The sequence below is a fragment of the Pseudanabaena sp. Chao 1811 genome, assembly GCF_027942295.1.
Taxonomy (GTDB): domain Bacteria; phylum Cyanobacteriota; class Cyanobacteriia; order Pseudanabaenales; family Pseudanabaenaceae; genus Pseudanabaena.
Window position 1 is genome coordinate 3,351,425 of the sequence record NZ_CP101416.1, and the last position, 20,567, is coordinate 3,371,991.

Sequence of the window (20,567 nt, forward strand, 5' to 3'; positions counted from 1 at the left end):
CACAATTTCGCGCATTTACTAGTCTAACAGTAATCTCGCTGTCGCCACAAAAACAAAAAAGCGGCGCTTAGCGCCGCCTTGTGAAACTTGTCCCATTTAAAACCGATTCTCGTATTCAATGGAAATCCCTTTATTTCCGTCAGATCCGTAGTTACCGCGCAACAAAATGTTTGGATCAACACGATAACGAACCGAGAAATTAGTTGGTTGAGTGGAATCGTTGATAATCCGTTGTAGAGCCACTGAAAAACTATTACTGACATTGATGACAGCTTCAGCCGATAGACCAAGTGTTCCTGTTCTACTACTACCTGAGGTATTGGTCGTGACAGGACTAAGGTTAAACTCAGCAAGATTGAGTGCATCACCGATCGCATCTTGTAAAAAGTTTAATACGGTACTACCTGCAAAGTTAGCAAGGGCCGCAGCAGGATCGGAAGCTCCTTGTTTTTGTAATACGCCACCACCAATGAGCGCAATAATTTCCGCTTGACTACGAGGTGGACTACTAGATAGGCGAATATCGGGTGCGAGGGCAGTACCCGTCACACTGGCTTGGACTTGTAGGGTGCGCTGTGCGCCCAAATTGCTAACAGGGACTTCGTTAGGACTAAACAAATCATTGGGACGATTAGAGTTGATCGGGACACGTGTGACCTCGGCTACAGCTCCCGAAACTCGGACATTGAGGCTAGGGTTTAGACCTTGCGCGGGTTTAAAGTCTACAAAGTTTTCGTAGGAGCGATCGAGACGGAATCTTGCCGAAATCGCGTTGAACTGACCACGGGTGATTTTAACTCTGCCCTCTGGTTCTGGTCTTTGTAGGGTTCCATTGACAATCAGAGTGCCTTCACCAAGGAAGTTAAAGATAGGGAAGCGCGTTACCTGCATATTTTGTAATTTAACCGCAAGGCGCTCAAAGGCGACATCAGGCACATCACTGTTCGCACTAGCATTAGCGGCACTATTGGGGTCGGCATCATTGCCAATAACTACTCTGCCATCACCTAGCAGCACTTCGCCCGTGATTTTCGGTGTTAGTAGTGAGCCAAGGATGATCACCCGACTATTGAAGTTATCGGAGCTAATGTCACGAATATTTAATTTCAACTTATCGGCATTAATCGTTAGGGCTTGTTGATATTCAGGAGTATCGGGTTTGAGGAGATTGGGGTTGCTAATGGGCAGAATTCCCTTTAACGCTAATTTCCCTTCACTAAAGTTGCTGGTGATGTTGCTAATTAGGCGATCGCTAGTAAAAGCAATGTCCCCTTGCACTTCCGTAAAGTCCCCCGGTAAGCCTGCAATTTTGACTTTGGCATTATCGACGGTGATTTTTCCTGCAATCTTGGGATCTTTAAAGGTTCCACTTGCCGTGATGTTAATATTGCCCTGACCATCAACCCATCGTACAGGTTGATTAAAGATATTGATAAAGGCAATTCCTTCATTCTTGACATTCAATTTCACATTGAAGTTACCAAAAACACCAACATTACCCGAAGCGACGACGGCCTCTTTGCCTGAAGTCTTCATATTTGCGTTGAAGTTGACATTTAATTTGTCATAGTTAAATTGAACGGCAATAAATTCAATCGGTTGGCGATTAACCGTACCATCGGTCAAACTTAGTTTGCCAACAACTTTAGTATCAAAAAGATTTGTTCCCGTAATGGAGAGATTGCCGTTGATTTTACCTGTCAAATCAACGGGAATAGCACTAAAGAATGGCAATGGACGCAGAGACTCAATGGGGAAATCCTTCAGCTCAATTTCGCCACTTTGCTCACGGACACGCAGTAAGGGATTAGAGGCAGGAGCAAGTCTGAGCCGAGCTTTGGTGATTTTGCCATAGCTCTTGTCGGACTGGAAGTTGGCATTGGCGATCGAAAACACACCATTAAAATAACGTCCCACCACTTTGACATCATCAATGGCAAACTTCCCATATTCAAATTTTTTGCCAACGAGGTCAAAGCCTAAGCGAATGCCTCGGCGTTTATTAAAGCCAAAGGTAACTTTGCCTTTGATATCACCACGAAAATCGGTTAGGGGCGGTAAATTGAAGTTGCGAGATGAGTTGGCAGTTTCCTGCTGTTCTTGGCGAAGTTCAATTTGGGTGAGATATTGTAACTGCTTGTAGAGAGGTTCACCTAATAGTTTAATGGCTTCTAGAGGTTGTAAATCTGCGGCTCTGGTCTTCGTTAAACTAAATATCTGAGTGGCATCAACGACGTTTGCCCATTGCAGAGTCGCAAATACATCCTGCATTCTCCCTTGGGCAATTTCGACAACCCCAGCAAGCGGATCATCAAGAGCGGGATTGTAGGTCAAGCTGAACTTGTATTCATTAGTGGATTCACCTTGACGTACACTCAAATTGCCGTCACGCACCGCAAACACCCCATCGGCATAGGCTACTTTGGCTACGGCTCGTTCTGCGATAAAACGCCCGAATCTGGGACGTTCCACTATAACTTCGCCACTGGCACTGGGATTATTACTAAAATCTACGGTGAGATTGCTGGAAATCTTGCCACTAAGATCATTTTGTCCCGTAAAGGAGGCAATGAGGGGGAGGGGCAAATTGGCAACGGCTACTTGTAAGCGATTGGGATTGTTCTCTAAACGTCTACCACGGGCTGTGGCTTCACCCAAATTCACAGTGAAGTCAATGGGTCGAAAAGAGGAATCGAGTCTTGCGGCAATGCGATCGCGATTGCCACGCAGATCAACATTTACGCCTTGATTCGCATTAAAGTTCACTTTGCCTTCTAAACGCGGATCGAAGGCAAGTTTATCCACTCTCAAACCTGCTAAGAGGAGATCGCCAGTAGCTTGGGGAACCTGACTAATTCCATCGAGAACACCATTAAAGTTGAGGCTATCAAGTTCTACTTGATTGACCTTTAGAGCCGCTATGCGTAAATTGCCAACTAGTCGAGGATCGGACAAATAGCCATTAACGGAACCATTAAAATTGAGAGATCCTCTAGACGGTGCTACTAATCCTTGTTTGGCTAATCCTGAACCAAGAGAAGCCAGATTAACATCATCTAGTTGCAGGGAACCAGCAATTTTTAGCTGATCGATCGCCCCCGATAGATTGCCACGAAAGTTCAACAGTCCCGATGCCTGTGGAGATATGGCACTAGAGAGAGAGGCTAGGCGACTAATACTGACATTGCGCGAAATCATGTCAAGATTAATTCCTGCAATCCCCGTGGGTAGTTGATTGGGCGAATTATTGGGGAAAGCAAGATCGATCTTGCCATTTGCGGTTAAATAATTGCCAACTTGCAGGGAAGGGATTAGCAGATTTTTGCCATCCCATGTGAGATTAGCAGCGATCGCATCGGGAAGTTCAGTGAGTCCCTGTGGTAGCTGGATCGAGGCATCGCCAATGATATCAGCCAAGGAAAAACTACCGCGATCGCTTCGTAGATTAATTAAGCCTTGGAGAATCCCTTTTTGATTGGGGATGAAAGCGGCTAGGGGAATGCCATTACTATTTAGCTGTGTTTTCCATGCGCCACTGGCGATGTTATAAGTACCTGCTAGTCCTACCTCACCAATGGGAAACCGAACTCTGGCATTACGAATCGTCGCTAAGCCATCATCGACAAATACCTCGCCACGGGCGGGATAGGTCGCATTGGGAGCTTCAATCTGGGCGAGAACTTGAGGATTATTGAGATTGCCAGTAATTTGTAGAGAACTGGTTACTTGTCCGATTGTTACTGGCAGCTTTGCCCCATAGAGATTCGTAAATTCTTCGGCAACACCCACCAAACTAGAATTAAATAAAATTTCCGCAGGTTTATCTTTTTGTGGCAGTTTAATTTGTCCTTCGCCTGTCAAGGTTGCGCCTGTGGAAGCTGCTTGAACTTTCTTGATCAGTACTGTATTTATATCCTTCAGTTCAATCGTGGCAAGAAAGCGATCAACTTTTATGCGATCAAAGCTAACATTCTTAGGTGTAGTGATATTTAAGCTCAGGGAAGGCTTTTGGAGAGTTCCTGTCAGCTTCCCACCAACCTTAATCTCCCCTGCGATCGCTACAGGAGTTTTGACTCCGAAGCTCTCGATGCCTTTAGCTAAATCGAGCGCTGCCGTGGAAAAATCGAGATTAAAGCCCTTTTGTTGATTAAACGTGCCAGTAACGATTCCCTTTAGTAACCCATATTGAGCATAAAACTCCGTTAAAGTAGCCGTTGCGCCATCAAAGCTAACTTTGCCACCAATTTCGGTAATTGACTTGGCTAATTGTGGAACTTTAATTGCACCTTCACTGAGCTGGGCTGTTAGGGATATGTTAGGAGACTCTTTGCCTGCAAGTATGGCAACTTTTGCTTCAAAATCAAGTAAACCTTGCTGAATTTCAATGGGTGAATTTACGGCAAATCCTTGGACTGCGGCGACTTGTAGATTCGGAGATTGGATATCGACTGTACCTTGTCCTTTGGTCAAGTCCCAATCAACACCAAAAGAGACACTCCCTCTGCTGCCATCTTTTTCTGTGTTAGCAGTTTCGATCGCCTTTTTTAATTGCTCAGGATTTGGTGGCGTAGCGATCGCGGCAAGATTTGGTAAAGTCACATGTCCTTTACCGTTCATTTGTACACTTTGATTATTGAGATCGACGATTTTCCAATTGCTATCGATCTGGACTTGACTTAGGGAAATCAATTCACCCTTAGCGATCGACTGGATCGTGATCTGGGCATCGGTGAAGGTAATTGTCCGTAAATCGATAAAGCCCTCTTGGGTGGGGCGTTCGGGTGGTGTGATTTTTGGTAATTGCAGGAAACCTGTAACGTCCTGCTTCAGAAATACCTGTGGCTGTTCAACGATCGCATCTAATCCAATTTGGCGACGGGTGAGATAAGTCCAAGGATCAACCTTAACTTCAATGGCTTCAACGGCTAGAAAATTGGACTCCTTATCGGTTGGCGGCACTATCGACTTACCAAACCTGATGCTAGACATGCCCACTCGCTCGACTTTGCCAAGCTGTAAAGGGCGTTTGAGGGCTTTGGTTAACTCCACCTCTAACAAAGGTGATAGCCGCTCATTCAGAAAATAGCGTCCATACCAAAAAGCTCCTAAGCTGCTTGCCGTTAATGAGATCGCTAGTCCAACACCTACGCGCCCAAGGTTTCTGGCGAGTGTAGAGTTGGCTGGTTCCTGCGGTGGTAGTTGAGCCTGTCCCACAAATTTTCACTCCATTGATGCCCTCACGACACCATTTTTACACATGTACGCAATTTTCAGATTTTAAGTCTTTGCTTTGCAAAGACTTAAATGATTGTATTTAGTTTCATCTGTATCGCTAAACACAATCATCACTTAACCAAAACGATAGCCCTTACCATATACCGTATTAATCAGAGAGATTTGCCGATCGCGATCAATTTTGCGACGTAGTAACTTTATTTGGGCGGCGAGGGCATTACTAGTGGGCAAATCTTCACCTTCTTTCCATATATATTGCGAAATCTGCTCATGACTTAGCAACTGATTGGGATGGAGCAGGAAATATTCTAAAAGTTGATATTCTCTTTCGGTTAAAGCGATCGCCACCTGATCTCGATAGACTAATTGATTTTCGCGATCGAGTTCTAAATCCCCATAGCTCAACCGAGCAGTTTCACTGGTTGTAGCGATCGCAGTTGGGACGCGGCGCAACAAAGCTCTGACTCTAGCTAATAATTCTCGCAATTCAAAGGGTTTGACCAAATAGTCATCAGCTCCGCTATCTAAACCCGTCACGCGATCGTCGAGGGTATCTTTGGCGGTAAGCATCAGAACTGGGGTGCTATCTCCTTTTTGGCGCAAATCTCTACATATCTCAATACCTGATTTTTCTGGCATCATCCAGTCCAAAATCAGCAGATCGTATTCGCCAACCTGTGCCAACTCCCAACCGCGATCACCACTATTGGCACTATCCACCACATAGCCCTGATTGGTCAAAACCCTCTGCAAAGGTTCCGCCAATTCTTCCTCATCATCCACCAACAAGATTCGCATAGGTTTCCTTTAAAAATAAAGTCCTGCCTTTGGCAGAACTTTATTTTATATCTAAGCTTCGTAGGCTTCTATGGGTAGGCAAGAGCAAACAAAATTGCGATCGCCAAAAGCATTATCAATGCGTCCCACGCTTACCCAGAATTTATGCTCCTTCAGCCAAGGGGCAGGATAGGCGGCTTGATGGCGACTATAGGCATGATCCCAGTCATCGGCAAGCAAACTTTCGGCAGTGTGTGGTGCATTTTTAAGCGGATTGTCCAGCCTGTCGAGATCACCAGAGGCGATCGCATTTACCTCTTGCTTAATTGCAATCATCGCATCACAGAAGCGATCGAGTTCCGCTTTGGATTCACTTTCCGTAGGTTCGATCATCATCGTTCCTGCCACTGGCCAAGAAACCGTCGGCGCATGGAAACCATAGTCCATCAAACGCTTAGCAATATCATCCACCTCGATTCCTGCAATATTCTTACAATCATGGAGGTCAATAATACATTCATGGGCAACTAAGCCATTTTTGCCTGTATAGAGAATCGGATAGTGGGGCGCAAGGCGTTGAGCCATATAGTTGGCATTGAGAATCGCCACTTCGGTCGCCAGTTTCAATCCTTTCGCGCCCATCAAAGCAATATATACCCATGAGATCGTGAGAATACTCGCACTACCCCAAGGTGCTGCCGAGATTGCATTTGGTTCTGCAACTTCTGCCAAAGGATGCTTTGGTAAAAATGGAACTAACTGCGAAGCCACACAAATGGGGCCCATCCCCGGACCACCACCACCATGAGGAATGCAGAAAGTCTTGTGCAGATTCAAATGGCAGACATCCGCACCGATATCTCCTGGACGACAGAGACCGACTTGAGCATTCATATTCGCGCCATCCATATATACCTGTCCACCGTAATAGTGAACGATATCGCAAATATCCTTAATTGATTCCTCAAATACACCATGAGTAGAAGGATAAGTCACCATCAGAGCCGCGAGTTCATGCTGATACCTCTCCGCCTTTGCTTTGAGGTCAGCAACATCAATATTTCCTTCGCGATCGCAATTTACGGTTACCACCTTCATCCCTGCCATAACTGCACTTGCAGGATTAGTACCATGTGCCGAGGTGGGAATTAAGCAAATATGGCGATTGGTTTGTCCGCGATGTTGATGGTAGGCTCGAATTGTGAGTAACCCTGCATATTCCCCCTGAGACCCTGCGTTCGGTTGCAAAGATACACCCGCAAAGCCTGTGATTTCCGCAAGCCAAGCTTCCAATTGTTGAAACAGAATCTGATAGCCTTGGGTTTGCTCCAATGGCACAAAGGGATGAATATTGCCAAATTCTGCCCATGTCACAGGAAGCATCTCAGAAGTGGCATTGAGCTTCATCGTACAGGAACCAAGGGGAATCATCGATGTAGTCAGCGATAAATCTTTCGATTGGAGACGATAAATATAGCGTAGTAGTTCTGATTCAGAATGATAGGAATTGAATGTAGGATGGGTGAGATAGGGAGAATTACGAATTAGGGAATTGGGAATTACGAATTGAGAATCAGAAGCTCGTAATTCGTAATTCGTAATTCGTAATTGATCTTCAGAGAATATAGAAATCAGATCAAGCAAATCCTGTTTAGAGACGGTTTCATCGAGACTGATGGCGATCGCATTATCTGCTAAATACCGTAAATTAATTTGTTTAGCGGCGGCTCTAGCTTTAATCTCGTCGCTAGAAATGCCCTTTGGCTCAATGCGAATCGTATCGAAGAAAGCTTGATGCGTAACTGTATGACCAAGATCGGCGATCGCTTGGGCAAGACTTGCAGTTAAAAGATTAACTCGCTGAGCAATCCGTTTTAATCCCTCTGCACCGTGATAAACCGCATACATACTCGCCATGATCGCCAGCAATACTTGCGCCGTACAAATGTTACTGGTTGCCTTATCGCGACGGATATGTTGCTCGCGGGTTTGCAATGCTAAACGCAGTGCAGGACGACCATGCACATCCTTGGAAACTCCCACTAAGCGTCCGGGCATTTGTCGCTTGTAGGCTTCCTTAGTTGCCATATAAGCAGCGTGAGGACCACCATAACCAAAGGGAACGCCAAATCTCTGGGCGCTACCGATCGCAATATCTGCTCCCAACTCAGCAGGAGATTTAATCAATGTAAGCGCTAATAAATCAGCAGCAATAATCGCTAAACCGCCTTGAGTATGAATCTGAGCAATCACATCGGTGTAGTCATAAATTGCGCCATCGCTAGCAGGATATTGCAGCAATGCACCAAAATAATTCTTATCAAATTCCAATTTGTCATGCTTAGCAATCACTACTTCAATTCCCAAGGGAATCGCACGAGTTTTGACGACAGCGATCGTTTGGGGATGACAATCACTGGATACAAAGAACTTATTTCCCTTGTTCTTAGCAATCCCTGCCGCCATCGTCATCGCTTCTGCCGCCGCTGTTCCTTCATCTAAAAGTGAAGCATTGGCAATCTCTAAGCCTGTTAAATCAATAATCATGGTTTGGAAATTGAGCAAAGCTTCCAAGCGACCTTGAGCAATCTCGGCTTGATAAGGAGTATATTGCGTATACCACCCCGGATTTTCCAAAATATTGCGTTGAATAATCGGTGGTGTGATGCAGTTGTAATAGCCCGTACCGATATACGATCGCCAAACTTGGTTTTTCGAGGCGATCGCCTTCAATTCTTGTAATAGTTCATATTCCCCGCGCGCTTCCCCTAATTGCAATGGCTGCTTGATTCTGATCGCCGTAGGCACGGTCTTATCAATCATTTCATCGAGAGAGTCACAACCGATCGCTATGAGCATCTGCTGAATTTCTGTGGATGTTGCGCCAATGTGACGACGAACAAAGCTATCAGTGGGTGCTAGTACATCATCACTGAGGCAATCTGCTAGATAGTCATTATGCTGAGCATGATTTGAAAAGGCTGGAACCCTCAATTCTTTGGTTTCTGTGGTTTCTGCGATCGAAGAATCTGGGGTTGTCACGGTAAGCGAAGGTTCCAACATAGATTTTGTAACTTGTGTAGATATGTCTATGCTATTACAAAAATATTACAAAGTGTTAAGCATTACTTGGATTTGTTAATCCAAAAAAGTGTTCCTACTGAGGATAAGGCACTAGACGGTTAAAGCGTGATCGCCGTATTTGTGTCTTTTGATCGACAAGAAATGGACGTTTCAGCACCCATCCCCGCTTAGCTGATCAATCCCAAGATCAGGATTTACAGGTTTCTTTTGATGACCTACTTGGTCTTATTTAGACCCATTTTCATTAAAGTAGTTGGGTGCAATTAAATATAAAGCCCAAAAAGCTGTAGTGCACGCGGCGCGTGCGCTACAGCTTTTTAGTTCTGGTTTTTAATTATGCCAAGCTACTTATTCAGATTAATTAATTGTGCAAGGCGAGTTAATTCTTCCGATGGAACAGACGTATAAATCGGTAAGTAAAGAACGCTATTCATTAACTTAGTTGCAAATACTGCCTCTTTTGCTAGTGACTTTAAGCTGGTAGTTCCTGTAGTCGAGTCAAATCCTGCTTTCCTTAATTTCCGCATTAACATCTCTGGATTCTCCATCATCAAAGGAACTACCCAATAGGAATGTCGCATTGCATCTTTCCCAATACTTGCAACCGAATTCTCCAATAAATTAAGAAAGTCTCTAGCAACCTGCGATCGCTGTTCATAGTGGGAAGCATCAAGATGCTCTAACCGATGTTGTAAGAGCTTGAGCATTCCATTGGGAGGTCGATATCGTAACTGAGCCTGAATATCTCCTTGCTGAAACCCACGAGTTAGCGCACTAATAAAATTATTGGCATCTATTTTTAGCAAATCTAAACAAGCGATCAGCATTCCAAAGGCTAAAGGAGTCGAAAGTGCTTTAAGACAGAGATATTTGAGAAGTCTTTTAAAGAACCAAGAATCAGTTTTAACTGGATAGCTTTGCTCGATATCACGCATTTTCTGGACCAAACCTTGATCTTGGACTATGGTGATCGAACCACCTAAAGCTGTACAGGATTTGATCGAACCAAAACTAAAAAGACTAATATCTGCATCAGGATGTCCAAGATAATGGAGTCCATCAAAAGCTTGAGCGCAGTCTTCTACAAGCAAAATATTATGGCTCTTGCATATCTCTACATAGCTATCAAGTGATGCGATCGCACCAAATAGATGCGCCACAACAAATAATCGACTGCGCGGAGAAATGGATGACTCGAACAGTTCTAAGGATGGTGCAAGGGTCTCTAAGTCAATATCTATGGGAACAGGAATCAAATTATGCTTTTTGACAATTTCTTCCATATGAACGATATTCACAGCACTCATCATAACTTCTGAGCCAGCAGGCAAGCATAAAGCTTGAAGTAGTAGATCGAAAGAAGTTCTGACGCAAAGTGTGACCAAGACCTCTTTCGGTGTATGCCAATGAGATTGAATCTGAGCAATTATTTTCGCTCGATCAGACCATGTAAAGGAAGAAATTAGGCTTAAACTTAAATCCTTAATAGAGATATCTAAGTCAATGCGTGGATATACTTTCATGGCGATCGCTCTCAAGGAAACTAATTTTTTGCTCTTGACCATGCCATAGGCGATCGAGGTTGCTGCGATGTCGGTAAAGTATGAGCAGACTACCGACACAAACCATCAATTTATAGGCGAAGGGTGATTGACTTAAAAGCATTAGACTTGGAGCTGCGATCGCTGCCAACAAAGAACTGATCGATGTCGTTCGCCACATGATGACTGTCCCTAACCAGAGACCAAATGCTCCTAATGCTACGCTCCAATTCAAAGCCAATAGAATTCCCAAGCCTGTAGCGACGGATTTTCCACCTTTAAAATCAATCCAGCATGAGTAACTATGCCCCACAATTACCAATAATGCTGAACTTACTACAATCCATTCATTCTGGAGTTGAATATCCATCTCTAAACTGTTAGTAAGCAATGCATTTGTGATGGGTTTGAATTTACTAGCAGACTGGCTTAGTAAGATGGTTGTTAATCCTTTGAGCAAATCAACCGCAAATACAAAAATGCCTTTATTCTTGCCAATTGTGCGCCAGACATTGGCGGCTCCAGTCGAGCCAGACCCATGCTCTCTAATATCAATCCCTGCACTTCGTCCTACCAAGTAACCTGTCGGTATCGAGCCTATAAAATAAGCAAGAATCAATAAGCCAAGTTCCATAATTAATCTCGCCAAGAGAGTGGTTTAGCAGTTAAATTAAGACTCATTTCCGGTAAGGAATTGTTAGTGCAGGATCAAGTCTTGCATCACTAATTATTCACCTTATTATGCCTATTTTTGACTAAAAAGAGAGTAAATTAGGTAAAATAAATTAAATATTTAAGATAATCACAGCTCAAACTTTTGCTATGACTGAAACCTACTGTTAATTAAGCTTAATTGTGACTACCTCATAGCGTGATTGACAGACTGTTATGATTGTAGATTTTCCTTGCTTATTGTCTTGTCTATGGCAGTCCTCAATGGTTTGTAGAAGCGTATCTGCAATGGTTGCGCTTCCACAAACCCCAAAATCTACAAATGATTTAGGACTGCTATAGAATTATAACTAACCAGAACTTATCCCGAATAGATTATTTTCGTTAGAACAAAAATAAAGCGAATTAATGCAATGTAAGCCACCTTATAAGATTAGCGATCGCCTACTTTGCAAGGCGATCGCGCTATACGGCTAAGTTATTTTAGCTTTATTTTATGGAACTTTATGACTAGAACTGAGGTTAAGCCATGTTAATTACAGAAACTTCTACACAAATAAATGTTAGACAGGCGTTAATTCAAGAAATTGACCAGACTTCAGATTCTCTCTTAAGCGAAGTTCTAGACTTTCTTTTATTTATTAAAGACAAGCATTCATCAGCACAGTTGGTCGTTGTCAAATCTATCTTTTCAAGATAATCCTTCATTTGACTTAATTCTTGGCTATTGGAATTTTCTCCTTCAAACGATGGTTAATATTGGTAAGATTTTTGTAGATTAAAAGATTATAATTTTTCTCAATTTTTGAGTCTAGTAATATTATTTGCCTGACCATTTTAAATTATCCAAACCACACTAATCCCACTCCATATTTTAGATCTTCTATGCAGACCAATGTAAAACTAAAACGACAAAAACTAGGTAAGAAATTTTCTTGGACTCCATATTTATTTCTATTACCAGCGATCGCATTTCTATTTTTGACATCATTCTTACCAGTATTCCAAGCCATATATTTAAGTTTTACGAATTATGATTTTGTCGGTAGTCCAACTTTTATTGGTTGGAAAAACTATCTAACGCTTTGGAATGATCAAACCTTTTGGAAAACCTTAAGTAATACCTTAATCTATTTGATATTTGCAGTTCCTAGCCTTGTAATTTTGCCATTAGCTTTAGCAATCCTAGTCAATCAAAAATTACGCAGTATCAAGTTCTTTCGCGCTATTTACTATTTTCCTGTAATTGTCTCCGTTGTTGTTGCAGGGATAGCTTGGAAATGGGTTTATGCCCAAAATGGCATCTTAAATTATTTTCTATCAACGCTATCATTTCAAGACATTAAAATCCCTTGGTTAACTGATCCCAAGACTGCTATTTTTGCGATTATTGCCGTGGTGATTTGGCGTGGTGTTGGTTACTATATGGTCATCTATCTAGCAGGGCTACAGGCGATACCCGCAGATTTATATGAAGCGGCGGCGATCGATGGTTCTGACGGTTGGCAAAAGCATTTAGATATTACGATTCCATTAATGAAGCCTTACATTATTCTCGTAGCTGTAATTTCTTCAATCGGTGCAATGAAGGTCTTTGAAGAAGTTTATATCATGTCTCAAGGGGGGCCTGCTAATAGTACGAAAACTGTAGTTTATTATTTATACGATAAAGGCTTTACGAGTTTAGAAATGGGATATGCCTCAGCGATTGGAGTATTTCTATTCCTAATTATTTTTGTTATTTCGATTTTGACTTTTAAATTTATTAATCCAGCTAAAACTATTGGTGAAGGAAATTAGTTAATGAAGTTATCTATGATTAAAATTTTGCTGGCTTTAGTTGGTATTACTTGCGCGATCGCACAGCCTATTTACGCAGAAACCCTGTCTCCAAACACTGCTCCTAAATCTAATCTCATGTTTCAATCCCAGTTCTCGCGGAATATGGCTCAAAACCTCCAAGCAGCGAAATCTGAAGGTTGTTTTATTTTGTATGACTTAAAGCGCAATCGCTATATTCGCTATAACTCTCAACATTGCCAAAAACGCTTTATTCCTGCATCGACATTTAAGATATTTAACTCACTGGTTGCCCTCGAAACTAAAGCGATCGCTGATGAAAACACCATAATTCCTTGGAATGGCGCAGTTAACAATGAATTTACCGCATGGAATCAAGATCAAACTATGCGGACAGCCTTTACGCGATCGGTCGTTTGGTTTTATCAAGAGTTAGCTAGACGGGCTGGTAATGAAAGGATGAGTAAGTATATCCAAGCTGCTGGCTATGGCAATCAAGATATCGGTGACAAGATTGATTCTTTTTGGTTGAAAGGTAAACTGAGAATTTCGCCAGAGGAGCAAATTAAATTTTTAGTGAGGCTATACAAAGAAGATTTGCCCTTCTCGCCTGCGGTAATGCAAACAGTTAAGGACATTATGGTAATTGAGCGCCAAGATAATTACACGCTCAGAGGTAAGACTGGTTGGGGTAGAGATGTTGATGGGATGAAAAATATTGGCTGGTATGTTGGCTATTTAGAGCGAGATAATGATGTTTATTTTTATGCGCTGAATATTGTTAATCAAGATCCAAATTTTCCGATGATTCCTACTCGCAAGAAGATTTTATTTGATACTTTTAAGGATTTACAACTCATTGATTAACAAATAAATCCATCAATATCATTGCATCTAAATCATGAAAAATAAAAAGCTAAAATCATCATCAAATATCCTTAATAATATTCCTCAATTTATTGTTTTAATTGCGATCGCAACTTTAACGGTATTTCCTTTACTCTGGCTAGTAAGTACCGCCTTTAAGTCCCCCACCGAAAATATTTTTCAATCTGTCCCACAGCTATTACCATCACAACCCACCTTAGATAATTTCATCAAGGTCTGGAAAAATTCTCGTTTCGATCTTTATCTCTGGAATAGTTTTTTGGTTGCTAGCATCACCGTCATTTTAAATTTACTATTCTGCTCTCTCGCTGCCTTTCCCCTTGCAAGATTGGACTTTAAAGGACGCGATCCCATCTTTTGGGCGATCGTTGGCACGACGATGATTCCATTTCAAATCACGATGATTCCTCTATATATTCTTGCCGTGCAGCTCAATCTCAAAAACACCTATGCTGGTTTGATTTTCCCCTATGTCATTTCTGCCTTTGGCATATTTCTATTACGTCAAGCTTTTCAAAGTGTCCCTAAGGAAATGGAAGAAGCCGCACGAATGGATGGTTGCTCTAGTATGGGAATTTGGTGGCATGTGATGTTGCCTGCGGCGCGTCCTGCCCTGACGACCCTTGCAGTTTTTACCTTTGTGGCGATGTGGGGCGATTTTCTCTGGCCATTGGTGATTGTTGATAAGGCTGAACTTTATACATTGCCAAGGGGGATTGCCAGTCTTGCTAGTGCCTTTTCTGAGGATTGGCGCTTAATTGCCGCAGGTTCCGCCATTTCGATGTTGCCCGTATTTATTGTGTTTGTGTTTCTCCAGCGCTACATTATCCCGACCGAGGCAAGTATTGGTGTTAAAGGTTAGATAAAAGAGGGCAAAGCTAAGCTTTGCCCTCTTTTTTGTTTTAGACTTGCCACAATTTTGAACTTAGGGTAGTTTATGATTCTTAAGACTTGTCTTTTAAATTTAATCTAGATTTAATATTTTCAGTCGCCTCGACTCCTATCCTGTTCAGCAACTTCAGCAAATTTATGGGAAGCAATCCGTACATGAAAATAAGCATCCGTCAGACATCTCAAGGCTCTAGTTTTCAAGGTTTTTATTTGCTTCCTATCGTGATCCTGTCGCCGAGCTTAGCGATCGCCACACCAGTCATTGCTCAATCCCAAGTATCTCCAAGTTCGCAGAGTAGTCCTCAAGCTACCCAAAATATCATCTATGTAAATCCGCAAACGGGTAGCGATCGCCCAGATCAAGGCAGCAATATTGCCCCATTCAAAACGATTACCTATGCTATCAGCCGCGCTCAGGCTGGGCAAATTATCCAACTAGCCTATGGAACCTATAGTAATGCTACGGGTGAGAAGTTCCCAATTCGAGTACGCCCAAATGTGACTTTGCGGGGAAATGAAGCTGAGAAGGGAAAAGGGATTGCGATCGTCGGTGGTGGAACACTATTAACTGGTTCTGGATTTCCGCAAAATGTGGCGATCGCTCTCGCAGATCGTGCCGAACTGCGGGGCGTAACTGTAACAAATCCTAACTCTAGAGGTTATGGGCTATGGATTGAGAATGCTAGTCCTGCGATCGCTAATAATACCTTTATCGATAATCAGCAAGATGGCGCATTAATTACGGGTAAGTCAGCCGCCATTATTTCCACCAATCAATTTTTTCGGAATGGAACCAGTGGCTTAGCGATCGAGGGGGAATCAAGTCCAGATATTCGTGGCAATCTCTTTCAGCAAACTACTTTTGGGATGAGTATTCGCCAAGATGCGACTCCCCAAATTACCGAAAATACCTTTACTCAGAACCAAAATGGCATTTTAATTCAAGCTAATGCTAAGCCCGTTTTGCGGGGTAATGCGATCATTAACAATCGCAATTATGGACTCACAATTTCCGATATGGCGAGCCCTGATTTGGGAAAGGTGAATGATGATGGCAACAATACTTTTCAGGGAAATGGCACATTTGATGTGCAAAATGTCAGCCGTAATGCGGTTGCTCTGAGCGGGAATCAATTAGACAGTAAGAGAGTGAAGGGAAATTTGCAATTAGGGAATGTGCGTCAGCCATCCAATCTATTTGCCAATAGTCTTGCGACAAAGCCTACTGCGAGTAGTCCATTACCGAATATAACTGCCCCAAGTAGTCCTTTGATCAAAAGCGATCGCTTCGCCAATATCAATCAACAACTCGAACAACAGATTGCCAGCAGTCAGCCCATGAACTTTGCGCCGAACCTCGATACTCCGCCAGCATTAGTCAGAAATGCTTCATCAAGTCTCAGTAATAACTTTAATTCCACAACCCAAGCTAATAATCCTTTTTGGTATGAACCTGTAACTTCTGTAATCGTTAGAATCACTCCTAAGGGACTCAATTCCCCAATTCCCTCTAATACAGAAATTTCGTCAAACTTACCACCTGTATTAGCATCTCCTCCTAGCGGTGAACCTGTCAATCAACCGATTCAGATTGCGCCTCTTTCCAATACTAGCTTCACTCCACAAAATCCTCCCAAGTATCGTGTAGTTGTGCCTGTTTCTTCCAATAGCGGTGTGGCTCAAGTCCGTCAAATTGTGCCAAATGCTTTTGCATCGAGACTCAATGGTTATTTAGTTGTACAGATTGGAGCCTATAGCGATCGCCGCATTGCCGAAGTACAGGTATCGCGCCTCGCCCAACAAGGTCTATCCGCAAGAATTGAAACAATTAAACCATAACCTTACCTAGCTGATGCCATCGCTTATGAAGAGAAAGGCGGCGCAACGCGCCGCCTTTCTCTTCTTGGTGATACACTTGGCGACAGCTATAAAACTTATGGAATACGTGCAGCATGTTCCATAAGTTTTTTATATTTAATTGCGCCTAGCTACTTACAGAGCAAATCAGAGAAATCTTTGAAAGTGTTTCTTCACAACACTTTCAAAGATTCATTAGACTGGGAAATGCTATATAAAATCAGAATTATTAAGATTAATCCTTATACCCAAGTGTTGACCAATTGCTTTTCTTTAGAATATCTGAGCAGCTTAAAAGCCAAATCCTAGATAAAATTTGCGCTTATATGGGGAAGCAGGTGAAATGGCAAAATAGGGGGGAGTCATTTTCATGAATCGGTAAAGATGCGATGATCAAATTTCCCCTGACAAAATTATTAGATGAGCAAGCCAGCTATGAATGGTTATTAGAAATTCTACATCCGAAAGGATTGTATTGTCCCAATGGACACGCAATACCAGTGGGACAAGCACCGCATGATCGCCAACGCGAACCAATCGTCAAATATAAGTGTCGGGGATGTGGGAAAGTGTTCCATATTTTTACAGGAACAGACTTATCAGGAAGTCATTACACCTGTGGTCAGATCGTGCTGATATTGCGTGGATTCTTACAAGGACAAACGACCCAACACATAGCCGAGGAACTAGGACTCGACTATGGGACATTATTGTCTTGGCGGCATCGCATCCAACGACGAGGATTTGCCCATTTGATTAATGGTAATCTGCCCGATGCTGAAACCGAGATGGACGAGATGTTTCAGAATGCAGGAGAAAAGGGAGCCAAAAAAAAGATCCAATAGCAGACCCACCAAGACGACGAGGGAATCAACGCAAAGGCAAAGGAACAATGGCAAATGACCGTCCACCTGTTGTCGGCACGGTTGGACGCAACAGTGGTCAGATCCGCATGAAGGTCTGTGACAATACTCAACAAATCACGATTCAGCCGCAGGTAGAGGTAACAACTTTACCAAATACAACAGTCTATACCGATGAATCTGATGCTTACAATCGCATACCTGATTCTGGTCGTGAGCGTCAAACTGTTTGTCACTCTCAGCGCGAGTATGCTCGCGATGACGATCAAGATGGCTTTTGTGAGGTTCATTGCAATACTATGGAGGGGATTTGGGTTGGTTTACGCAATTTCCTGCGTCCCTTTCGCGGTATTCACAAAAAATATTTGTATCTGTATGTAGCCATGTTTGAGTGGTCATACAATCTGCGTTAGATTGATTTTGACTTTCTGCGTCGTCTTCTTTTTCCTCCTTCCACCTATTTCCCTACATGAGCGGATGTTTTACTTCGTTGTTAAATCCAGAGAAGATAATTAACGATCTCAAAGACAAATAATTATTAAGTGATCGCTGTATAATAGTTGACTGGAGCGGAGAAGCGCATAGTATTATTTAGATGAGAGTGAAATATCTTTTACCACTCAATTAAGTCGTTAGGCTGCAAGCGAATGATATGAGAAGAGTGTAAAAGCCTATAACCAATCTGGATTTATGCTGTATGAAAATATAACTTAGCTCTTAAATAGGAGGTTAGATGGGTATATATCGACAGGTCGTAAAAAGAATTGACCCTGAAACAATGCAGTATATTAGGAATCGTCTTGAAGAGGGCAAAGAACTAATTAGTACAGCAACTCCTCAACTAATTACTCCGCAACATATTGCATGGATTGATTCTTTCATCTCTCTCATTCAAACGCTCGATCCTTTAGGGGATGGCGTAAATGATGATGGACTTGCGAAGAGTTGGTGGGAGGCTAAATGGCACGATGGAGGCGACCCCTTCGACAAAAAAGGAATCGCATGGGTATTTGCCAAGAAGCTTGCTGTTATCAATTCCTTACTGCTTGGTCAAATAAGCGTCGCGGATCATCTTGCTATCCACGATATTGGAGTCAATCCAATTTTTGGTCGTCCCCAAAGTTCTGAAGAGATGCCTGAAGTTTTTGTGGTAATGCCATTCTCTAACGACTTGCTTCCTATCTATGAAGATCATATTAGACCTACAGTTTTAAATACCAACTTAACGGTTAAGCGTGGGGATGATTTTTTTGCCGCAGAGGCAATAATTTCGCAAGTGTGGTCGGCAATCTACAATGCCTCGATAGTAATTGCGGAATGTACACGTAGAAATGCGAACGTATTTTATGAAATTGGGATTGCTCATACTTTAGGTAAACCCACAATCCTAATATCCCAATTTCTGAGACTGTCAAGTAAAATGTGTAAAGTCTAGAAGCTAGACGTGGAGACGATCCTCGAAGAGGATGGCAAAGCGATTAAGAGCAGGTTTCCAATCACGAATCGGCATCGTCCACTTCTTCGAGATATTCCGCATTGCTAAATAAACGAGCTTGAAAGCAGCATCATCAGAGGGAAAAATCTGTTGGGATTTAATCACCTTCCGCAAACTACTGTTCATCGACTCAATCGCATTGGTGGTATAAATCGCCCTGCGAATCTCGGTCGGGAAAGCAAAGAAGGGGATAATGTTTGCCCAATGACTGCGCCAAGACTTGGAGATTGATGGATATTGCTTGTCCCACTTTTCAGCAAAGAGTTCGAGATTAAACTCAGCCTCCGATTCCGTCGCCGCGCTATAAATAGCCTTGAGGTCAGCACAAACTTGCTTGCGTTGTTGCCAAGGTACAAAAGCGACCGAGTTTCTGACCATGTGGACAATGCATAACTGCACCTGAGTTTTAGGAAATACCGTCTCAATCGCATTAGGGAAACCAGTCAAGCCATCGACACATGCAATCAAAATATCTTTGACCCCACGGTTGTGAATTTCGGTGAGTACTGACAACCAGAATTTCGCACCTTCATTCGGAGAAATCCACATACCCAGTAATTCCTTGTACCCGTCCATATTCACGCCCAAGGCAAAGTACAAGGATTTGTTAATCACTCTGCCATTGTCTCGGACTTTGATGACTAGACAGTCCAGAAAGACGATTGGATAGACTGCTTCAAGGGGACGGTTTTGCCATTGCTTCACCTCGTCAATTACTGCATCTGTAACATTGGAAATAAGTGTTGGTGATACTTCAACACCATACATTTCTTGCAACTGGGCTTGAATATCCCTGACACTCATACCTCGTGCGTAGAGAGCAATGATCTTTTCATCTAGTCCTGACAAGCGACTTTGTCCTTTCTTCACCATCTGCGGTTCAAACTCCCCTTGCCGATCTCGGGGGACTGCGATTTCGGCTACGCCAAAGTCACCTTGCACTTTTTTCTGGCTATAGCCATTGCGACTGTTGGTTTGTCCTTCTGGTCTTGGTTCGTGCTTACCGTATCCCAGATGGGTTGATAGTTCTGCTTCCAAGGCTCTCTCCACCAACGCGGTTGTCAGTTGTTTCAGAATGCCTCCTTCTCCGAATAGGTCAGGTGGTGTTTTACATTCTTGCAGCAATTCGTCGAGCAATTCTTTGCGTATATTCATCAGTTTTAGTGTTGGTAATTGTGTGTCTAGATCATCTCTCTGTATATATCCCAGACTTTACACACTTCACTTTACACTCTCCAATTTCTCGATGATGTACCATTTGATTTAAGGCATCTCCGCCACATAATCTACGAATATACGCCTCGTGGAATGAGTAAATTTAATGAGCATCTTTCTAATGCCTTAATAGCCGAAAAAGCTCATTTGAATAAGAACTATAGATAGCTGGACGTATGTGATGACAGACTAAAAGGCAATTATATCGGACTCCGCTACGCTCCACATCTGAACGTGAAAGTTTTACCA

Annotated in this window: 14 protein-coding genes; 8 read left to right on the forward strand and 6 right to left on the reverse strand. The window is 42.7% G+C overall.

Annotated elements, in window-relative coordinates; translation table 11 throughout:
• Window positions 1-96 precede the first annotated feature (96 nt).
• The 5 genes from NMG48_RS15405 to plsY all read right to left on the reverse strand — a co-directional run bounded on the left by NMG48_RS15405 (window position 97) and on the right by plsY (window position 11,271).
• Complete coding sequence (locus NMG48_RS15405; RefSeq protein ID WP_271252367.1) at window positions 97-5,214, reverse strand: translocation/assembly module TamB domain-containing protein; 5,118 nt, start codon at window positions 5,212-5,214, stop codon at window positions 97-99.
• Window positions 5,215-5,349: 135 nt separating this feature from the next.
• Entirely contained in the window at window positions 5,350-6,033 is a 684-nt protein-coding gene (gene rppA / locus NMG48_RS15410; protein WP_271252368.1) for a two-component system response regulator RppA, read from the reverse strand.
• A gap of 51 nt (window positions 6,034-6,084) precedes the next feature.
• Window positions 6,085-9,075 carry an aminomethyl-transferring glycine dehydrogenase gene (gcvP, locus tag NMG48_RS15415; RefSeq protein ID WP_271252369.1) on the reverse strand — a complete coding sequence of 997 codons (2,991 nt, stop codon included), beginning with the start codon at window positions 9,073-9,075 and terminating at the stop codon, window positions 6,085-6,087.
• A 365-nt stretch (window positions 9,076-9,440) separates the two neighbouring features.
• Window positions 9,441-10,661 carry a DegT/DnrJ/EryC1/StrS family aminotransferase gene (locus NMG48_RS15420; RefSeq protein WP_345961277.1) on the reverse strand — a complete coding sequence of 407 codons (1,221 nt, stop codon included), beginning with the start codon at window positions 10,659-10,661 and terminating at the stop codon, window positions 9,441-9,443.
• Complete coding sequence (plsY, locus tag NMG48_RS15425; RefSeq protein WP_271252370.1) at window positions 10,597-11,271, reverse strand: glycerol-3-phosphate 1-O-acyltransferase PlsY; 675 nt, start codon at window positions 11,269-11,271, stop codon at window positions 10,597-10,599. Before plsY ends, NMG48_RS15420 begins: the two co-directional genes overlap by 65 nt.
• Before the next feature lie 567 nt (window positions 11,272-11,838).
• Between plsY and NMG48_RS15430 the strand changes: the two genes are divergently transcribed.
• The 8 genes from NMG48_RS15430 (at window position 11,839) to NMG48_RS15465 (ending at window position 19,043) form a co-directional block, all read left to right on the forward strand.
• Window positions 11,839-12,009: a hypothetical protein gene (locus NMG48_RS15430; RefSeq protein WP_271252371.1), complete on the forward strand. Its 171-nt coding sequence runs from the start codon at window positions 11,839-11,841 to the stop codon at window positions 12,007-12,009.
• Window positions 12,010-12,194: 185 nt separating this feature from the next.
• Entirely contained in the window at window positions 12,195-13,109 is a 915-nt protein-coding gene (locus tag NMG48_RS15435; protein ID WP_271252372.1) for a carbohydrate ABC transporter permease, read from the forward strand.
• Between the two features lie 3 nt (window positions 13,110-13,112).
• Window positions 13,113-13,976 (forward strand): class D beta-lactamase, encoded by an 864-nt coding sequence (gene blaOXA / locus NMG48_RS15440; protein WP_271252373.1) that lies wholly within the window; start codon window positions 13,113-13,115, stop codon window positions 13,974-13,976.
• Window positions 13,977-14,010: 34 nt separating this feature from the next.
• A complete protein-coding gene (locus tag NMG48_RS15445; protein WP_271252374.1) occupies window positions 14,011-14,859 on the forward strand; it encodes a carbohydrate ABC transporter permease in 849 nt (282 codons plus the stop codon).
• A 185-nt stretch (window positions 14,860-15,044) separates the two neighbouring features.
• Window positions 15,045-16,727 carry a DUF1565 domain-containing protein gene (locus NMG48_RS15450; protein ID WP_271252375.1) on the forward strand — a complete coding sequence of 561 codons (1,683 nt, stop codon included), beginning with the start codon at window positions 15,045-15,047 and terminating at the stop codon, window positions 16,725-16,727.
• A 407-nt stretch (window positions 16,728-17,134) separates the two neighbouring features.
• Window positions 17,135-17,590 (forward strand): hypothetical protein, encoded by a 456-nt coding sequence (locus tag NMG48_RS15455; RefSeq protein ID WP_271252376.1) that lies wholly within the window; start codon window positions 17,135-17,137, stop codon window positions 17,588-17,590.
• Window positions 17,587-18,021 carry an IS1595 family transposase gene (locus NMG48_RS15460; RefSeq protein WP_271255227.1) on the forward strand — a complete coding sequence of 145 codons (435 nt, stop codon included), beginning with the start codon at window positions 17,587-17,589 and terminating at the stop codon, window positions 18,019-18,021. Before NMG48_RS15455 ends, NMG48_RS15460 begins: the two co-directional genes overlap by 4 nt.
• A 365-nt stretch (window positions 18,022-18,386) precedes the next feature.
• A complete protein-coding gene (locus NMG48_RS15465; protein WP_271252377.1) occupies window positions 18,387-19,043 on the forward strand; it encodes a hypothetical protein in 657 nt (218 codons plus the stop codon).
• Window positions 19,044-19,046: 3 nt separating this feature from the next.
• Here NMG48_RS15465 and NMG48_RS15470 read toward each other — a convergent pair whose 3' ends face one another.
• Window positions 19,047-20,258: an IS256 family transposase gene (locus tag NMG48_RS15470; protein WP_271251743.1), complete on the reverse strand. Its 1,212-nt coding sequence runs from the start codon at window positions 20,256-20,258 to the stop codon at window positions 19,047-19,049.
• Window positions 20,259-20,567: the final 309 nt, after the last annotated feature.

Bases quoted from the DNA above. Each gene is read 5' to 3' on its own strand.
- rppA (WP_271252368.1), bottom strand. From the start codon at position 6,033: ATGCGAATCTTGTTGGTGGATGATGAGGAAGAATTGGCGGAACCTTTG.
- gcvP (WP_271252369.1), bottom strand. From the start codon at position 9,075: ATGTTGGAACCTTCGCTTACCGTGACAACCCCAGATTCTTCGATCGCA.
- NMG48_RS15420 (WP_345961277.1), bottom strand. From the start codon at position 10,661: ATGGTCAAGAGCAAAAAATTAGTTTCCTTGAGAGCGATCGCCATGAAA.
- plsY (WP_271252370.1), bottom strand. From the start codon at position 11,271: ATGGAACTTGGCTTATTGATTCTTGCTTATTTTATAGGCTCGATACCG.
- NMG48_RS15430 (WP_271252371.1), top strand. From the start codon at position 11,839: ATGTTAATTACAGAAACTTCTACACAAATAAATGTTAGACAGGCGTTA.
- NMG48_RS15435 (WP_271252372.1), top strand. From the start codon at position 12,195: ATGCAGACCAATGTAAAACTAAAACGACAAAAACTAGGTAAGAAATTT.
- blaOXA (WP_271252373.1), top strand. From the start codon at position 13,113: ATGAAGTTATCTATGATTAAAATTTTGCTGGCTTTAGTTGGTATTACT.
- NMG48_RS15445 (WP_271252374.1), top strand. From the start codon at position 14,011: ATGAAAAATAAAAAGCTAAAATCATCATCAAATATCCTTAATAATATT.
- NMG48_RS15450 (WP_271252375.1), top strand. From the start codon at position 15,045: ATGAAAATAAGCATCCGTCAGACATCTCAAGGCTCTAGTTTTCAAGGT.
- NMG48_RS15455 (WP_271252376.1), top strand. From the start codon at position 17,135: ATGATCAAATTTCCCCTGACAAAATTATTAGATGAGCAAGCCAGCTAT.
- NMG48_RS15465 (WP_271252377.1), top strand. From the start codon at position 18,387: ATGCAGTATATTAGGAATCGTCTTGAAGAGGGCAAAGAACTAATTAGT.
- NMG48_RS15470 (WP_271251743.1), bottom strand. From the start codon at position 20,258: ATGAATATACGCAAAGAATTGCTCGACGAATTGCTGCAAGAATGTAAA.